This is a genomic window from Buttiauxella sp. 3AFRM03 (assembly GCF_003675305.1).
In the GTDB taxonomy this organism is placed as follows: domain Bacteria; phylum Pseudomonadota; class Gammaproteobacteria; order Enterobacterales; family Enterobacteriaceae; genus Buttiauxella; species Buttiauxella ferragutiae.
Map to the genome: position 1 here is coordinate 26,118 of NZ_CP033075.1, position 17,469 is coordinate 43,586.

A 17,469-nucleotide genomic window follows, 5' to 3' on the forward strand; every position below is an offset into this window, starting at 1 on the left:
TCTGCCTGTTTAACCTTCTCGATGGGTATTCTGCCCGCAGCCCAGGCACTGGCAGCGGATGACGGTTTTCAGAAAGCGAACGAAGGCCTGAATAAATGGGTGATCGGTCTTGGTAGCCTGGCCGTTGCAACAGTGACGCTTTGCATTATGTGGGTTGGCTACAAGGTTTTGTTCGATGGAAAGCAGCTCCACGATATGCGAAATGTCATCATCGGCGGCATTCTCATTTCCGGCGCTTCCGGTTTCGGTGCCTGGTATATGGCATAACAAGAGGGATCACATGGCCATATTAAATAAGGCGCTCACGCGTCCTGCGGCACTCTTTGGTGTGCCACTGGTTCCACTGGTTATCGTTTTTTCTCTCATTGTTATTATTGCCGTCTATTCGCATTTTTACTGGTGCCTGTTTTTGCTGATCCCTGCGCTGATAGAAATGAGAAGTAAAGCGCGTAAAGATATTCATTATTTCAACCTGAAACTTATTGCGTTTAAAACACGTGGAAAGAGGGAAATCAATAAATATTTTGCGGCCAATACCATTATCAGTGGTCAATATGAAAAAATTGATATCACGGAGTTTAATGAAAAAATGCGATTAAACGAGAGTGTCAGCATAGCTAAATACATCCCTTATTCAACCCATATTCATGAAAATGTGGTGAAGAATAAAAAAGGAGATTTAGTCGCCACATGGGAGCTGGGCGGCACGATATTTGAGTGTGAAGACGAGCAACATCTTGACATTATGACCATGCAGTTAAACAACCTGGTCAGATCGTTTGAAGGGTTGCCCTTTACTTTCTACATCCACCGGATCAGAGAAAGCCATAAAGACGCCTTTGATTCTCACTCCGGCATTCCCTTTTCCGACGAGATTGCAGACCTTTACAAACAGTCTATCGATACAAAACCTTTTCGCCGGTGTCGTTTATTCTTTACCGCCTGCTATATCCCCCTGAGCAAGATTGAGCGGGCAGCATTAAAACGCAAGAATACCGGTGACCGGGAAAATGTGCTGAATGATTCACTGAAAGTCATGCTGGAATACTGGGGGATGCTCAACACGTCCCTGTCACGTTATTCAGCTGCTCCACTTGGGTTATACACGGAAAATGAGCGTCTTTATTCTTCCCAGTTAGCCTTCTATAACCGCCTGGTCAGTGGCAAGTGGCAGAAATACGCCGTCACCCGCACCCCGTTTTATGATGTTATGGGTGCTGTCGACCTCTTTTTCTCCACAGATACAGGTCAGTGCAACAGCGTGGATGGCCAGTCTTATTTCCGGAGTCTGGAAATCAAGGATCACGCCACTAAAACCTACACCGGCTTATTTGATGCCCTGCTCTATGCTGAGTGCGATTACGTTATGACGCAGTCATTTACCTGTATGGCCAAAGACGAAGCGAAAACCCATATCAAGCTGACGCAGAACCGACTGAAATCCGCTGAAGATGACGCTATCTCACAACAGGAAGATTTGATTGTTGCGCGTGACCTTCTCCAGTCTGGCCATATCACGTTTGGTAAGTACCATTTGTCGCTCATTGTCAGCTCCCCTGATGCCGAACAGGTCGTCAGGGACACTAACGCACTGGCTGACCCCATTAAAGATCTTGGCATCATTATGACGCTCTCAACAATGTCTCTGCCTGCGGCCTATCTTGCGCAGCTACCAGGGGTTTATGAGCTAAGACCCCGTCTTGTTTCGGTGAGCAGTCAGAATTTTGCTGATATGGCCGGGTTACATAATTTTCACCCCCATAAGCGCGACGGTAACCCCTGGGGCGAAGCCGCCTGCATACTGAAAACCCCATCCGGAGGAAACTATTACCTGAATCTTCATAACAGCCAGGAAGGTGTGGATGACTTCAACGAAAAACATCCTGGTAATGCCATGGTTATCGGGAGTACCGGGACAGGTAAATCCACACTGCTGGAAATGATGAAGCATTTGATGCAGAAATACCGTCGCCCCGATAGCTTCTCACCTGATGCGAAAATAAAACGCTTTACGACAGTGACCTTTGATAAGGATCGTTCTGCTGAAATGTCTATTCGGCAGGCCGGAGGGGAATACTTCCGCATCAGGTCTGGTGAGCCATCCGGGTTTGCGCCAGGGCGACTCCCCGCCACTAAACGAAACATTAATCTGAACAAGCAGCTGATCCGCCTGATTTGTACCCGTAATGGAAACGTTCTTGATCCCCGTGACGAGGAACGTATCAGCAAAGCGGTAGACCGTATCATGCTTGATTATCCGCCTGATAAGCGTGGTTGTATTATCACCCGTCTACTGGAAATCCTGCCCGAACCACCCACCAAGGAATCCAGAACTAATGGATTACGTATTCGCCTGAAGCAGTGGGCGAAAGGGGGAGAGTTCGGCTGGGTATTTGATAATGAAGAAGATACCTTTAATGTCGAAAATATTGATAATTTTGGTATTGATGGTACAGAGTTTCTGGATGATAAGGATGTTCGTTCCCCGATTACCTTTTACCTGTTATATCGCGTCACCACCCTGTTAGATGGCCGTCGCTTAGTGTTATTTATGGACGAGTTCTGGAAGTGGTTGCTTGATCCTGAATTTTCCAGATTTGCTTTAAATATGCTCAAGGTCATTCGTAAATTAAATGGCATATTCGTCCCGGCGACCCAGTCACCGGAAGAAATGTGTAAACATGAAATTTCAGCGGCCATTATTGAGCAGTGCGGGACACAATTATTTATGGCTAACCCCAAGGCAAGCGCATTTGATTATGTCGACAAACTGAAAGTTCCGAAAAGTGTCTATGAAATCGTTAAAGACCTTGACCCTGGCGCACGTCAGATCGTTATTTTAAAAACCCCGCTCAGAAGAGGAGAAACCCGCCCCTTTATTTCCATCGCCACGCTCGACCTTTCAGGACTGGGACGTTATACCAAATTACTGAGTGGCAGCGCGGATAATCTCCAGATTTTTGATTCCATTTATAAAGATGGGATGAAGCCAGAAGACTGGAAAGCCGAAATGCTCAGACGAGCCATTTAAATTAAGGATCTGTCATGAAATTCAGAAAGCAGTTAATTGCAACGGCCACCGCTACGTTAATATTCTCTTCAGGGGCGCACAGTACCGGTGTTCCGACTGTTGATATTCTGGCTAACACCACCTCAGTTAATCAGTGGATCCAGAAGCTGTCACAATGGACGCAAACCGTCCAGCACTATAAAGATCAGATGGATTCCTACAAGGCACAACTGGCAACAGTGACAGGTATCCGCGATGTGCAGACGTTTCTGGGCCAGGCTAAAAATCTGGCTAATGATATTAAGGCCATGAAAGAGCGAGGGATCTCTCTGAATGACCTGCTGTCTAACCCTGATGGTGCCTATTCAGGCGATTTAAACAGTCTGTACGATAAGTACAAGGTGTTTGATAGCTGCAACGAGGGGCTACGGGTCAATATCTGGAAAGCTGTAAAAAGGTGATCATTAATCAGGCCGCCGCAATCGAAGACACAACCGAGGTACAGGATAAAATTTCCGACACGCTAAGTGATATTGCTGATCTCTCTAATCGTATTCAGTATTCAAAGGATTCCAAAGAATCTCAGGACCTGGCTAATGTGGTTTCCGCCAAAAGTGTGCAACTGAGTGCATTAACCACGCAGTGGGAAATGAGTGTCAAACAGGCCGAACAGCGTAGTCAGATGCTGGAGATTCAAAAGAAAAAAGCGTTTTCAGAGCAGCAACGAAATGCGCCGATTGCTGACTTAAATAATATCGGTCACTAATTCTCCCCGTTGATTGGGTATAACGACCCAAACCTGAAACCACATCAATACTCAGGATGTCATGATGAAAAAAACACTGGTCACCTTAATTTTTATTCCCCTGTTCTTACTTACGGGCTGTGAGGATAAGTATTCGAAAGAATGGTTTATTAAAAATCATGATGAAATGATTGCTAAATACACCGAATGCCTTTTAGACCATTCATGGAGTGAACAGATTTGCCAGAACGCCAAAAATGCCATGAAGCAGGAGCGTGGGCAGCCGGATGTTGAAAAAGGCCGTAAAGCCGCATTTGATGCGCTAAAGAAACAGATAGCTACTCAAAAGGTACCTGATTTAAATCATTTTTAACGAGTCGTTTCTAAGCGAGGTTATTATGTCAGGCTCGATGGACGGCATGCACACCTTTATCATGAGTAGTATAAATTCCGTATTAGTAGGGCAATCGTCCACATACGGAAACATGATAAGTGTGATAGCAACAAGTTCTTTTACGGCCTATATTATTTTTCGCGGTTACCAGACGCTTGCCGGTAAACTTATCCGCCCCGCAGAAGATGTTATGTGGGATATAGGGCGAATGTTATTAATCATGATGTTTGTTCTCAACCTTGGGGGCTGGCTGGATACGGTAATCAGCGCCCTTGATGGGTTTAAAGACGGTGTAAGTGGCAGTGATAATATATGGGTATTACTTGACTCAGTATGGGAGAAAGCTCAGAAGCTGGCTAAAAATCTTTATGAAATGGATGATTCAACTGTTCCTCTGGAAGGAATGACAGCCGAGTTCCTTGTATGGGCTGGCGCGATTATTGTTCTGGCTGTTTCAACACTCGTTAATCTTTTAGCTGAAATCACCATTTTATTAATGGGAACCACTGCCCCCCTTTTTATATTCTGTCTGGCATATGGATTTTTACGCTCAATGTTCAGCAGCTGGTTATCTGTCATTTTGAATGCCTTATTAACCATTCTGTTTTCTGCTTTATTTTTGCGAATTGGTATCAAGTATATGACGATAATACTGGATACTGCGTTAGCGGTTTCCCAGGATAAAAATATGGTCACACTGGCCATTCAATCATTACTTGCCTGTTTTGCCTCGGCTTTAATTATCTGGTTCTCTGCAAAAATAGCCTCAGCTCTGACGGGTGCCGCAGTTCAGGCCACGATGCAGGGTGCAGCGATGGCCGGTATAGGTTCGATGGGGAGTGGCACAAAGCCCATGAGTGATGCCGTTAGCGGTTCACTGGGTAAAATGGGGGATCGTGCTGCGAAAAACCTTAACGCCGGTTCCACATCACCTTCTGCGGCAAGAAAATCTTCTATTCAGACAATGCAACGTTCTAATCAACAGCGTAAATAAAGCAACACGTTTTATTACCCCCTCGTTTTATCAGCAATTGTGACGCGTTATTTAGCGATAACGCGCTAATCATCATAAGGATTGAAAATGAAATACAGCATCCCTTTCCTGATGCTGTGGCTGCTTACGGGCTGCGCACATCAAAATCAGGTTCCTCCGGTTTCCGGCGAACCGGAGCCTGTCAACTCTCCGGCTATTATTCAGGAGTTAAATAATCATGTCTGAAATAATTAAAAACGCGGTTAGTGAATCCAGAACATTTGAAACAGCATTAAGAGAGAGGGACGAACGTTTTAAAAAGCTGGGTTGGTTTTTGTCGGGGGTATTCGGGTTTCTGTTAACCGGGGCAATAGCTGCCATACTGATTATCCTTCCGTTAAAGACCACCACCGTTGAACTCTACGCCCTCAATCAGCAAGCGGGCAGGATTGATAAGGTCACTACCGTTGAAAAATCCGCCCTGTCTGAATCGGATGCACTGAATAACTTTGAAGCCGCCAGCTACGTTAAACGCCGTGAACGCTATAACTACTTTGCGCTACAGCGGGACTATGACGATACGCAACTCTTTAACAGTCCGGATGTAAATAACGAATATCTGGCGCGTTTTAAAGGGGCGCAAGCGCCGGATGTGGTTTTCAATAAAGCCGCTTATCTGGTTTCCATTGATGTCATTTCTAATGTGCATTCGGAAGGCACCCAACCAGACCGTATCGGTATGCTGCGCATCAAGCGCACTATCCGCCGGATTGCAGACGGTGCCGAAAGCCATGATTTCTGGAGCATACGCCTCACTTATCGCTACGTTCCTCAAAAAGAATTCACGCTCTCCCAGCGTGAAGTGAATCCGTTCGGTTTCATGATCACCAGTTACCAGCGATTTAAGGAAAAAAACGATGAATAAAAAAGCCATCGCGCTGACGCTGCTGCTTGCTTCATCAGGTGCCTGGAGTGCGGCAATACCACAAGGAAGCGCATATGACAGCCACATGCAGAACATCGCCTATAACAGCCAGAATTCAACGATAGTGAATACCCGTTCCGGTTTCGTCACCACTCTCATTTTTGATGACGATGAAGAAGTTATCGACGCCCAGCCAGGTTTTCAGGCGGGCTGGACAGTGACGAAAGACAAAAACCGGGTCGGCATCCGCCCCGAACCGATTAAACAGCCCGTTACCGGCGCTGACGGTAAAAATGTCGATCAGGTCTTTACCCCACAGATAAGGACTGGCAAACCAACCTGTTTGTGACCACCACCAGGCGCTATTACAGCATCATGCTGCATGTCATAGACGATGAAAAACAGGTTAAAGGCCTGGCGTTTGTTGTCCGTTACAGCTATCCGGGTGACGTACAGAAACAAACAGCGGCGGCACAAGCAGCCAGACAACAAGAGTTACAGGAGATGCAGGAAAAAGAGCTGATTCAGGCGCGGTTTAAAAAAGCCACCACGCCGAAGAACTGGCGCTATACCCGCCGTGTGGCAGCAGGGTCTGAATCCATCAGCCCGGATTTTGCTTACGATGATGGACGTTTTACCTATCTGGGCTTCTCCCCTCAAAAGCGCATTCCTGCCCCGTTCGTGGTCGTGAACGGTAACGAACAGCAAATTACGCCAGGCTTTGAGACTCAGGGAAATTATCGGGTGATGGTTCTGCGCTCACTCTCTCCACGTTTTGTCCTGCGTTATGGCAATGATAAAGCGGGGCAGGTCGTTGGCATCGAGAACGCCGGGTTCGGTAAAGTCACTGTCGCCAACGGCGACACAGTTTCGCCGTCAGTCACGCTGGAGGCTAAATAATGGAAGAGCAGGAAATCAAAACGGCGGCGGAACTGGAAACGGAAGCCCGCGCCCGCGCTAAGGCTGAGATAGCCAGTGAAAAAACCACCGCAGAGGGTATCCCTTCAGGTCAACCGCAAGTGGTTAAGCACAATAAACCCAAAGGTAAGCGTACCCTGATCGTGTGCATTCTGAGTCTGTTCCTGCTGGCAGGACTCGCCATCGGCGGTGATTACCTGATGGATACGCTCAAAGGTGATAAAGCCCTCGAGAAAAAGGAAACGAAAGCCCCGCCAGCCAGCAGCAGGGCAAACGCCAGCAATGAGCGGCAGGGTATGGGGAAAGACCTCAACCCGTTTGAGGGTGAACAGGAACCCGAAACGACAGACAGACAGGTATCCCAGAAGGAGCTGCCACAACCATCGGTGACATTCAATAAAGTCACTGCCCTGGCAAATTCTGGCTCATCCTCCCCCTCCTCAGCGTCGTCTGCGGCCTCTCATCCAACCGGCACAGCCAACGCCGCTGACCCGGCTTCGGATGCAGCACTCACACAGTGTAAAAAAGTGCTGGCCAGAGCGCCTGACGGTAAGCTGTATTGCCCGGATACGGCCACCGGTGCGGCTGAAAGCGGCACCCAAAACGACAATATCGCCAGAGTCACCGGCGTGACACGCCTGAATCTTGATCCCAATCTGTATATTCCCGTTGACCGTTATATCCCCTGCGCCATGTTGAAACGCTTCGTTTCAGACGTGGCGGGGAATATTACCTGCCAGATTAGCGAGGATGTTTACAGCGCCAATAATTTCGTTCGCCTGATCCCTGCGGGAACCGTTGCAAGGGGGATTTACAAAACCGGTACGCTGAAGAACGGGATGGGGCGTATGTATATCGCCTGGACTGAACTGCGCACACCCGAGCCGGGGGCGATGCGTATTCCATTGATTGACAGCCAGGCCGTTGGCCAGCTGGGTGAAAACGGGATTGCGGGCTGGATAGACGAACACTGGGGGGATCGCATCGGCAATACCATCTTGCTGGCGACGACTCAGGACTTTGCAGCAGCCGTGGCTGGTTCATCGCCCAGCAAAGACCGCAACACGGATTATACAGAGAACACCCGCTCTGCCACGGCTGAAATGGCGAAAACCGTGCTGGAGAACAGTATCAACATACCCCCGACGATGTATCTCAACCAGGGGGATGTTATCGGCATTGCAACCGGTGCTGATATAGATTTTTCCAGTGTATGGACATTACACGCGAGGTAATAAATGGAAAAGACGAATATCGCACTTGAATACATGCGCGATGAAATTTTAGGCACACACCTTGATACGGAAGGGCTAACAGAAATTGCCATTAACCGACCCGGCGAACTTCATACCAAGATTAACGGGGTATGGTCGATGCATGAATGCAGTGTGACCTATGAACAGTGTGAAGCGTTTGCCAGTGCGCTGGCCGTGTGGCAGGACGATAATATTGATGAAACGTCCCCTATTCTTTCGGCAACGCTCCCCAGTGGCCAGCGTTGCCAGGTGGTATTCCCGCCCGCCTGTGAACGAGGAACCATATCGGTAACCATTCGTATACCTGATTATTTTCAGCGAACGCACCAGTCGTATATAGAGGCCGGTTTTTATAATCGCGTCACCGGAAAGGAGAAAAAAGAAACCAAAGATGATGAATTAGCAAAGATATATCACAGCGGCAATATCCCGTTGTTTATGGAAAAGTGCGTGGAATATGGGAAAACGATTTTTGTCGTGGGTGAAACCGGCTCGGGTAAAACCACCTATATGAAAATGCTGCTCCGTTATATTCCGGCAGGACTTCGCATTATTACCATCGAGGACAACCCGGAGATAAAATTCTGGCAACATCAAAACTATGTGCATCTGTTTTATCCGGCGGATGCCGGTGAGGATGCCATTGTGACCTCAGATCGCCTGGTTCGCGCCATTTACCGTATGAACCCTGATCGCCCTCTCCTGGCGGAAGTACGCGGACGCGAAGCCTGGGATGCACTGAAACTCATCGAGTCTGGCCATCCTGGTTTTATGTCATCGCTTCATGCAGGCAGCCCGCAGGAGTGCATTTCAGGTCTTATTGACCGTTGCATGGAACATCCCGCCTGTCGCGGAATGCCTGAGCAGGTACTTTTGCGTAAGGTTCTGCGGTGTATGGATGTCATTGTGAGTGTCGATATCAGCGGCAACGTGCGCCGTATGGGGGATATTTATTTTAAATATCTCCATCTGGACGCCATGAAGGAGAAATTTAGCCATGCGTAATATGCTTTGCCTTTCTGTACTGGTCGCCCTGCTGGCCGGTTGTTCCTCCGCGCCAGAACCTGTACCGGTAGAATGGGATAAACCGGCTGATTCAATGAACGAAACGTTGCCCCAATGGACTGAAAATAATGCCGTGATACCTGCGTCCGTGGTCACGGGTCACTGGTCACAGCACATCGCCAGTTTCAACCCGGAAAACATTTTTACCCCTGCCGTGTCCTATGCCGTCGCTCACTCCTCACAGGTCACGGTCAGTGCGCCTGACAGCGAACGTTATTTCACGGCCAAAACCTGGTTACGACAGGGCGGTTACAAAGGTTTAATCGAGTTCAGCCCTAAAGATAATTGCTTTAACTGCAACACCACAGAAATCTTCTTATACCGATAGTTTCCCCGCGATGAAATAAAACGCATCCCCCTTTCGCACGACTCAAAACAGAGGAACCACCATGAATAAAACCGTTATCGCGGCGGCTTTGCTGTGCGCATTCGCTGCTATCCCCGCACAGGCTGAAGGCCAGAATGCAGACCCTGACGATCCTTGTGCAATGTTTTTGTGTATGGCCGGGAAACTGAATGGCGGCAATCCCGCCGAATGTGACCCGATGTATAAGAATTTCATGTCCATTAAGAAAAAGAACAAACACGGCTTTTTGCCTGACCATACCGCCGATGCCAGGAAAGGCAAACTGAATGAATGCCCGAGTGCCGATGGCGGCATAGTGGACAAAATCATCAGCAAGTTCGGGAGATTAAAGGGATGAATGCACCCGACCAGACCGTGACTCTGGAAGATTTTGCCGATCTTCTGGCCGACGAAGAACTCACCCCGGAGGCACTGGAGGACATTCTTGCCGTCCTTGCCGAAATCAAACCCCATGCCACCTCATTTCAGGCTAACTCACCCGAACTCGTCCAGTTAGCCACCCTGTACTCACACAAATTCCAGACATTAACAACTGGGCGGAAAACGTTCTTCTCTTCGGTACTGTCCATGCCGATTTTTTTCATGACGTTACCGATGGACGAAGAAAACGCCAGTAAATGGATGAAGGAGAACAAGTCATGAGCTTTAAGCCCGGTTTTATCGCCCCGCCGTGGCCACATACACCGGGTGATTCTGTACGCGCTGATAGCCTTATTCTGAGCATCGAAAAAAAAGCACATCACGGCTGCGGCTTGCACGACGAAATCTATCATCACCACATTCTGAGCGAATTAACAGGGGTGTTGGCCAACCTCTGCCCGAGTGATGCCGGGATATTCGGGCAAGTCGCGGCCAGACGTGGTTTTCACCTGGATGATAACGCTATTCAGGCAAGCCATCTGGCATACAACGAAACCATGACCAATATTAAAGAGGACGACATATGAGACTGTGGATTGCAGAGAAACCCTCTGTGGCCAGCGACATTGTTAAGGCACTCGGCGGCAACTTCACCCGCCGTGATGGGTACACTGAATCGACTACTGACATTGTGAGTTTTTGCGTTGGCCACATCCTTGAAATGGTTCCCCCGGAGGTGATTAATCCGGCATATGCCACCTGGTCACTCGATACCTTGCCACTGAAACTCTATCCCGTGCAGCTCCAGCCTAAAGCCAGTGTTGCCAGACAAGCGAATGTCCTTATCAGACTCATCCAGCGCCCGGATATCAACATGGTCATTAACTGCGCTGACGCGGACGACGAGGGGCAATTGTTAGTTGATGAAGTTCTTGAGTATGCCGGTAATAAAGCACCAGTAAAACGAGCGCTGATTAACGACAACACCGCGCCAGCGGTGAAAAAGGCGGTCACGTCCCTGAGAGACAATAATGAGTTTCGGGGCATGTACCTTAAAGCGCTGGCACGTTCCGTGGGCGATGCGATTTTTGGTTTCAGCATGAGCCGTTGTTACTCCATTAAAGCCCGTGAAAAAGGGTATACAGGCCTCTTATCTGTCGGACGAGTCCAGACTCCGGTGCTGGGTCTGATTGTGCGCCGGTGGCGCGAAAATCAGTCTCATGCATCATCCTTTTATTATTCAATAACCGGCAATTTTATCAACGGTACGGATGTTATCAGCGCTCGCTGGCAAACGTCAGAACAGGCACCGGTGGATGATAAAAAACGCCTCAATGATAAAAAATGGGCTGACGAGCTGGCCAGGAGACTGGACGGGAAAACGGCCAGTCTCCTGGCGGCTTCTGTCGCGACCGGAAAAACCACCCCCGCACCGTTGCCGTTTAATCTGGTTCGCCTCCAGCAGTACATGAACCAGAAATACAAGCTGACCGCCCAACAGACTCTGGATATAACTCAGGCGTTGCGCGAAAAACATAAAGCGATCACGTATAACCGTTCTGATTGTTCATACCTTTCAGACGAGCAGTTCAGCGATGCACCGAAGGTTGTCGAAGCGTTAAAATCGCTTGTCGATTTTAGCACTCTCGATACCAATACCTGTCAGAAAAGCAAAGCGTTTGATGACAAAAAGGTGTCGGCGCACACCGCGATCATTCCGACGGCCAGCGTGCCGGACATGTCGAAATTAACCACAAATGAAAAGGCGGTTTATCTGGCCATTGCCAGATTTTACCTCGCACAATTCCTGTCGAAAAAGACTTACGATGAGGCCATTGCTGAAATTAAATGCGGCGACGAGTCGTTTAAAGTCTTAGCCAGAAAAATCACTAGTAACGGATTTACGTCACTTCTGGGTGACGATAAAGACGATGATGAACTGGACGATAATAGTGGAGCATTTGATTTACTGAGCCGATTACAGATGGGCGAATCATTAACCTGTCGCAATATTGACGTTGCAGAGCAAAAAACGAAGCCGCAACCGCTTTTTACCGAAGCCACTCTATTAGCCGCTCTGGTGCGTGTCGCGGATTTTGTTGCTGATCCGCGCATCAAACAACTGCTCAAAGAGAAGGACAAAGATAAGAAAGACGAACACGGTGGCATTGGCACACCAGCCACCCGTGCCGGAATTATCGAAACCCTGAAAAAGCGAAACTATATCAGCGTCGAGAAGGGAAAATTTGTCCCCACGAACGCAGGGATAGTCCTCATTGATGCCCTCCCCGATTCAGTGACGCAGCCAGATTTGACTGCGGTCTGGGCTGAAAAACAAGCCGCACTTGAAACCGGGGAAATGACCATTGAGCGCTTTATTGAGGGATTGTATGCCGAAATAACGCGGCTGGTTGATGCTGCTGATATTAATATCAGCGCATCAGAAAATCAGACATCAAAAACCGACCTGTACCGCCTCACGGTTAAATGTCCTTCATGTGATTCTGAATTGATCATGACGGCAAAAGCCTGTAACTGCACTGGCTGTAAATTCAAAATATGGGCAGAGTTTCGCGGGAAGAAACTCACAAACAAGCAGATAGAAACGATTATCAGCAATGGGAAAAGCGGTGAGATAAAAGGGTTTAAGAGCAAGAAAAATGATTCTACCTATTCGATGTTTGTCACCCTGGCAAACAAAGAAACAGGTGAGTTAGGATTTGAATATCCGCCGCGTGAAGAAAAAAAGCCATCCGCTAAAGACATGCCTTGAGAGTTAAAACTCTAACCTGCTTTTAAGCCACATATACCCCATAGCATTATCCCCATATCCACATGAGAAAAAGCCAGTGAGCTGAGAGGCCAAAATGCCTCCGGGCGAACGGGAGCGCCCAAAACGGCGGCGCAAGCCGTGTCGGGTCGATTGTGGGTATGTGGATAATCGCGTGTCAAATTCAAGGACAAATAGCAATGAAAACCACTGACATAATTTCGTATTTAAGCGCGGAGCGCACCCTTAAAAAATTTTTAAAAGATGCTGACTTCGATTGTCTGAATGCGCTCAATAAACGCATCTTATCAGCACTGGAAGCTAAAAAGGCAGAGCATGAGGAATTCGAAAAACAACGAATTGATCGCGAAGAAAAGCGTAACGAACTGATGGCGTTAATTGCCGCAGAAGGCTTTTCTATGAATGAATTACTCGGAGAAGTTGCACCAAAAAACTATCCCAAGCGCAAGCCTAAATATGTTTACATCGAGGATGGCATAACTAAATACTGGTCTGGAGTCGGACGAACACCTCGCCCGATTCAGGATGGGGTAAATAGCGGAAAACAACTCAATGAGTATTTAATTAAGGGTAACTAAATGGCTTCCGTATTATTCTTTGCTCTCTCCTTGCTTTTGGGGTTCTCGTTTCTTTTTTAATTAATTCAAAGTTTGATAAAATCGTGCCGAGATAACAGCCGTTATACCTATATATTATCAGCTGTCATTACGGCTCTTTTATTTGCCTCTCTACTGATGAAAGTCAATCCACAGGATGACTACTTTCATTAATCAAAAATACGCCCCACCATCGCAACGACATTCATCGGCGCGCGTTTTCAGGCTTTTAATGACATGCCCCGCATGGAATTAAAAGTGCCGAGCGGCGAGTAAATTCGATTTCGAAGAAATCGCTAATTTGCGTCGCCAAACGCACCTGTGAACGTTCACCCAAAGTGAACTGAACAGGCCGGGGGGAGCCGAATAAATTTTGCCGCCCCAGCGAGCAAAAAGACGCGCCCACGCGTCGGTTTATTTGGGGGGCTTGCCCCGCACACCGTCGGGCCTGAGTCTCCGGCCAAAAGCCGGTAGCGTGGCGCGACCACCCCCTTTAAAGCCTGGTTCCCTTTAATTCGATTTGGGAGGAACGACCAAAGAGAAGAAAAGGGTCAAAACAGGCGTCTTAAAGGGGGTGGTCGCGCGTAGCGCAAGACGGTGTGCCGCCTTTGACTTTCGGGGGTTTTGGCCGGGCGTTCAGCCCGGACATTACCCCCTTGCGACATGGAGTGAGGGCGTTCAGCCCGCATGAAATGGCGCATTCCGTTAGATCGCGGAAGTATACCTCCGCGATCATGGCCGCAAAGCGTCCACCTTCATTTTAACAATTCTCTCGGCACGGATATTCGGCACGAGGTCAGTGCCGAATATCCGTGCCGAGAGAATGTGCCGAGAAGTGCAAAAGGAGAATATCGTGATATTCGATCGCCTGAGCCATTTGCTATCACCGATAGTCAATAGTGCCTTATGGGTTTTCTGGTTTTTGCAGACGCACCAGATGATTTTAGCGCTGCTCTCTGGTCTGATGCTGCCATTCATTTTTTCGCTGAAACAAGACGAGCATCAAAAAGCCCCTTTCTGGAAGAAGTTTATATTTGGTTCATCCATGCTGTTTTTCCTTTTCGGTACAATTGCACCCGTACCGATCTGGTTTTTGCAACGCATCTATGCGGGCAGGGAGGAAGTAAACGTTCCGGTTCTGACGTGGGGGATCTTGCTGGCATTTACAGCGGCGGGTTTAGCCATGCATATATTTTTAAGACGTTTGATTTCTCCCGAACTGGATAAAGTTAAACGTAAGTTGGTTAAAAAAACCAGCCTTGAAAGAGATGTCAGAACCGATGTCAGAAAAATCAAAGATCTCTTACCTGAGTCCATTGAATATGAACCCGCAGATTATATAGACCTGAAAAAAGGAATTTTCATTGGTTTAGACCGCGACCATAACCCGCAATACATTCCTTTAAAAGACTGGCAGACACAACATGCTGACATTATCGGCACCACGGGTGCCGGTAAGGGTGTGATCACCGGTATTTTGCTTTATCAAAGTATTTTAGCCGATGAAGGTGTTTTCGTTCTTGACCCCAAAAATGATGAATGGGCACCACACCTGTATAAAAAGGCGTGTATCGATGCAGGTAAACCTTTTGTTCTGATTGACCTGAATAAAGGGGAGTATCAGCTCAATTTAATTGACGGTATCACCCCTGACCATTTAGAGGAACTTTTTGTCGCCGGTTTCAGCCTGGCTGAAAAAGGCGAGGCTGCCGATTTTTACCGTATCGATGATCGCAAGGCGGCAAGGCTGGCGGCTCAATTTGTGGCCAACAATCCCGATGCGACAATTCGCGATGTGTACAACAGCGAATATGTGCAGGGAATTGGCGAAACCATTAAGGCTTTTCATGGAAAAACTGAAGAACTCGCTCTGCTTAATAGCATTAACGCACCAGGTGGTTATTCATTAAAAACGATTTTTGATAACGGTGGGTGCTGTTACGTCATCGGTTCGATGCGTAACTCTAAAATCATCACCGCACAGCGTATGATTTTGGTTCGTCTTTTCCAGCTTGCCGAACTTCGTGACCGTATTACAGGTGATCCTCGCCCAATCGCTATTTTTAAAGATGAAGTGAAATACCACCTTTCTAAACCCTCGCTTGAAGGGTTAGGGGCAGCACGCGATAAAGGTGTTCACATTATTATGGCGCATCAGTCCATTGCGGATTTAAGAGACTGCCCCGCAGATTTAAATGGCGATGCTGTGGTTGGCGCGGTTGTGGAAAACTGTAAGTTTAAGTTGGTGTATAAACTGCAAGATCCGGATACGGCAAAGTGGGTAGCCAGAATGTCCGGCACTATTCTGGTTGATGATGAAAGCCGTAAAGCTAAAACCTCTGAAATGCTGGTCGAAAAGATTGATGACGAACGAACCATCAGGCAGGCAGACCGCTATTTTATTGATGAAAATATGCTGCAAAACCTGCCTAAATTCGTGAGTTATATTTTCACCGCCACAGCCCTTCCGTTCGCCTCAATGATCTCTCCTTTAAAAGTGAAAAAACAGCCACTGGAAATTTACACGCTGGCTCCTTCTCTTGCCCTTGCTGTGCCGGAAGTAAAACAAGCGCTGGATTTTGATGAAGAAGAAAAACCGCCAGTTGAAAAACCCACTCTCGGTTTTCCCGAAATCGAATCAGGCGAACCAGGCGAAGCCATTCACATACTCGCCCCCCATGAAGATGAATGGAATGCAGCGAAGCTGGAAAATGCTGAGTCCGAAGCGGATAACCCGCAAGAAGAAGAGACAAAAAATTCTCTGCTGGATTTCTAAGGAGGCGTAATGCTTTTAAATACCCATAGTGATCGCCGCGAGCGTAACAATGAAAAAATACGAATCCTGCTGAATTTTCTCAAAGAGGAAACCTACAGCGATTTCAAAACAATGATGACTCTTTTTAAATTCAAAAATCACTCTACGTTGTCACGGTTGCTGTCAAAGATTGAAAAAATGGGGCTGATTCAGAAATATATCTTTGAGAGTCGAGCCGCTAAAATTTCATTATGGGGCATCACCAGTGACGGCATAGCTGTTGTATTAAACCCGGATGACAAAACGTTTCCAGCCCGCTTCGAACCCTCCCGGCTGACAGGCTGGTCACTCGACCACCATCTGGATAATCAACTTGCCCGTCTGACGCTTGAACAAAAAGGGGCGGCAGGATGGATTAATGGTGATCGCTCCACCTTCCTCAACCAGTACAACGTAAAACATCGGCCTGACGGGTTAATCACCCTTCCTGATGGAAGAGTGATTGCGATTGAAACGGAACGCCGTCTGAAAACCAAAGCCCGCTATCAGTCCATTATGGCCAGCCATTTACTGGCCAGAACAAACAAGCACTGGATGCACGTTTTTTATGTCGTCCCGGACGAGCAAAAAAAACGCGCCCTGACGCTTCTTTTTGACACCATAAAACATGTGATTGTTAACAATCAGCATGTGCCACTTGAAGAAAAACACCGCAACGTTTTCCGCATCTATACAACGGAAGAATTAAAAAATCTGGAGTTAATTCACTATGCGTAAATATCTCTTTTGCGTGTTGGCCATCACGATGGTCACGCCCGTTATTGCCAGTTCTGTACCGGAAATATCAGTGGGTTTTTCCCCTTCATCCGGTCAGAGCGCACTTCAGGTCGTTTTAAGCGCCATTAATGGCGCACAACAGCGTGTCGATGTTGCCGCTTACAGCTTTACCAGCAAGCCGGTCGCGGCGGCACTCGTCGCAGCTAAAAATCGCGGGGTGTCTGTCCGGGTGGTGGCCGATGAAAAGGCCAACAATGACAGATACACCGCCGTGACGTTCCTGGCGAACCAGGGTGTTCCGGTACGTCTCGATGCGCAATACGCCATCATGCACAATAAATTTATGGTCGTTGATGGTGATGCGGTACAAACGGGATCGTTCAATTACACGGCCAGCGCTCAAAAGCGCAACGCAGAAAATGCGCTTTTCGTGCAAAACGCACCGGCGCTGGCGCAAACTTATCAGACTGAATTTAACCGGTTGTGGGACGAGTCAGATCCCCTAAAAGACCGTTACTGAAAGCATCAAACTATTTG

17 protein-coding genes and 2 pseudogenes are annotated in these 17,469 nt (G+C 47.8%); all 19 read left to right on the plus strand.

The window, feature by feature from the left end; all coding sequences use genetic code 11:
* The first annotated feature begins 21 nt into the window (after positions 1-21).
* Positions 22-267, plus strand: a complete 246-nt coding sequence (locus tag D8682_RS00960) for a TrbC/VirB2 family protein (protein WP_238392769.1) — start codon at positions 22-24, stop codon at positions 265-267.
* Between the two features lie 13 nt (positions 268-280).
* Positions 281-3,031: a VirB3 family type IV secretion system protein gene (locus D8682_RS00965; RefSeq protein ID WP_121813226.1), complete on the plus strand. Its 2,751-nt coding sequence runs from the start codon at positions 281-283 to the stop codon at positions 3,029-3,031.
* Between the two features lie 14 nt (positions 3,032-3,045).
* Positions 3,046-3,776: pseudogene (locus D8682_RS00970) on the plus strand (type IV secretion system protein).
* 64 nt (positions 3,777-3,840) lie between these two features.
* A complete protein-coding gene (locus D8682_RS00975) occupies positions 3,841-4,128 on the plus strand; it encodes an EexN family lipoprotein (protein ID WP_121813227.1) in 288 nt (95 codons plus the stop codon).
* A gap of 25 nt (positions 4,129-4,153) precedes the next feature.
* Complete coding sequence (locus D8682_RS00980; protein ID WP_121813228.1) at positions 4,154-5,143, plus strand: type IV secretion system protein; 990 nt, start codon at positions 4,154-4,156, stop codon at positions 5,141-5,143.
* 87 nt (positions 5,144-5,230) lie between these two features.
* Positions 5,231-5,368 carry a hypothetical protein gene (locus tag D8682_RS26920; protein WP_202914342.1) on the plus strand — a complete coding sequence of 46 codons (138 nt, stop codon included), beginning with the start codon at positions 5,231-5,233 and terminating at the stop codon, positions 5,366-5,368.
* Complete coding sequence (locus D8682_RS00985) at positions 5,361-6,047, plus strand: virB8 family protein (protein ID WP_121813229.1); 687 nt, start codon at positions 5,361-5,363, stop codon at positions 6,045-6,047. The genes D8682_RS26920 and D8682_RS00985 overlap by 8 nt, the downstream gene beginning before the upstream one ends.
* A pseudogene (virB9, locus tag D8682_RS00990) lies at positions 6,040-6,947 on the plus strand (P-type conjugative transfer protein VirB9). Before D8682_RS00985 ends, virB9 begins: the two are co-directional and overlap by 8 nt.
* Positions 6,947-8,200: a VirB10/TraB/TrbI family type IV secretion system protein gene (gene virB10, locus D8682_RS00995; RefSeq protein WP_121813230.1), complete on the plus strand. Its 1,254-nt coding sequence runs from the start codon at positions 6,947-6,949 to the stop codon at positions 8,198-8,200. Before virB9 ends, virB10 begins: the two are co-directional and overlap by 1 nt.
* A gap of 33 nt (positions 8,201-8,233) precedes the next feature.
* A complete protein-coding gene (virB11, locus tag D8682_RS01000; protein ID WP_370090664.1) occupies positions 8,234-9,226 on the plus strand; it encodes a P-type DNA transfer ATPase VirB11 in 993 nt (330 codons plus the stop codon).
* The gene (locus D8682_RS01005; RefSeq protein WP_121813232.1) at positions 9,219-9,614 is read left to right on the plus strand and encodes a cag pathogenicity island Cag12 family protein; all 396 of its coding nucleotides are present in this window, start codon (positions 9,219-9,221) and stop codon (positions 9,612-9,614) included. Before virB11 ends, D8682_RS01005 begins: the two co-directional genes overlap by 8 nt.
* A 61-nt stretch (positions 9,615-9,675) precedes the next feature.
* On the plus strand, positions 9,676-9,990 hold the full coding sequence (locus tag D8682_RS01010) for a TrbM/KikA/MpfK family conjugal transfer protein (RefSeq protein ID WP_121813233.1): 315 nt from the start codon (positions 9,676-9,678) through the stop codon (positions 9,988-9,990).
* Positions 9,987-10,295: a hypothetical protein gene (locus D8682_RS01015; RefSeq protein ID WP_121813234.1), complete on the plus strand. Its 309-nt coding sequence runs from the start codon at positions 9,987-9,989 to the stop codon at positions 10,293-10,295. Before D8682_RS01010 ends, D8682_RS01015 begins: the two co-directional genes overlap by 4 nt.
* Positions 10,292-10,600, plus strand: a complete 309-nt coding sequence (locus D8682_RS01020; RefSeq protein ID WP_121813235.1) for a hypothetical protein — start codon at positions 10,292-10,294, stop codon at positions 10,598-10,600. The genes D8682_RS01015 and D8682_RS01020 overlap by 4 nt, the downstream gene beginning before the upstream one ends.
* Positions 10,597-12,786, plus strand: a complete 2,190-nt coding sequence (topB, locus tag D8682_RS01025) for a type IA DNA topoisomerase (RefSeq protein WP_121813236.1) — start codon at positions 10,597-10,599, stop codon at positions 12,784-12,786. Before D8682_RS01020 ends, topB begins: the two co-directional genes overlap by 4 nt.
* A gap of 197 nt (positions 12,787-12,983) precedes the next feature.
* Entirely contained in the window at positions 12,984-13,382 is a 399-nt protein-coding gene (locus tag D8682_RS01030; protein ID WP_121813237.1) for an H-NS family nucleoid-associated regulatory protein, read from the plus strand.
* Between the two features lie 871 nt (positions 13,383-14,253).
* Positions 14,254-16,176 (plus strand): type IV secretory system conjugative DNA transfer family protein, encoded by a 1,923-nt coding sequence (locus D8682_RS01035; protein ID WP_121813238.1) that lies wholly within the window; start codon positions 14,254-14,256, stop codon positions 16,174-16,176.
* A 9-nt stretch (positions 16,177-16,185) separates the two neighbouring features.
* Positions 16,186-16,932, plus strand: coding sequence for a MobC family replication-relaxation protein (gene mobC / locus D8682_RS01040; RefSeq protein ID WP_121813239.1), 747 nt, complete (start codon positions 16,186-16,188; stop codon positions 16,930-16,932).
* Entirely contained in the window at positions 16,925-17,452 is a 528-nt protein-coding gene (locus D8682_RS01045) for a phospholipase D family protein (protein ID WP_121813240.1), read from the plus strand. Before mobC ends, D8682_RS01045 begins: the two co-directional genes overlap by 8 nt.
* The last annotated feature ends 17 nt before the right edge of the window (positions 17,453-17,469 follow it).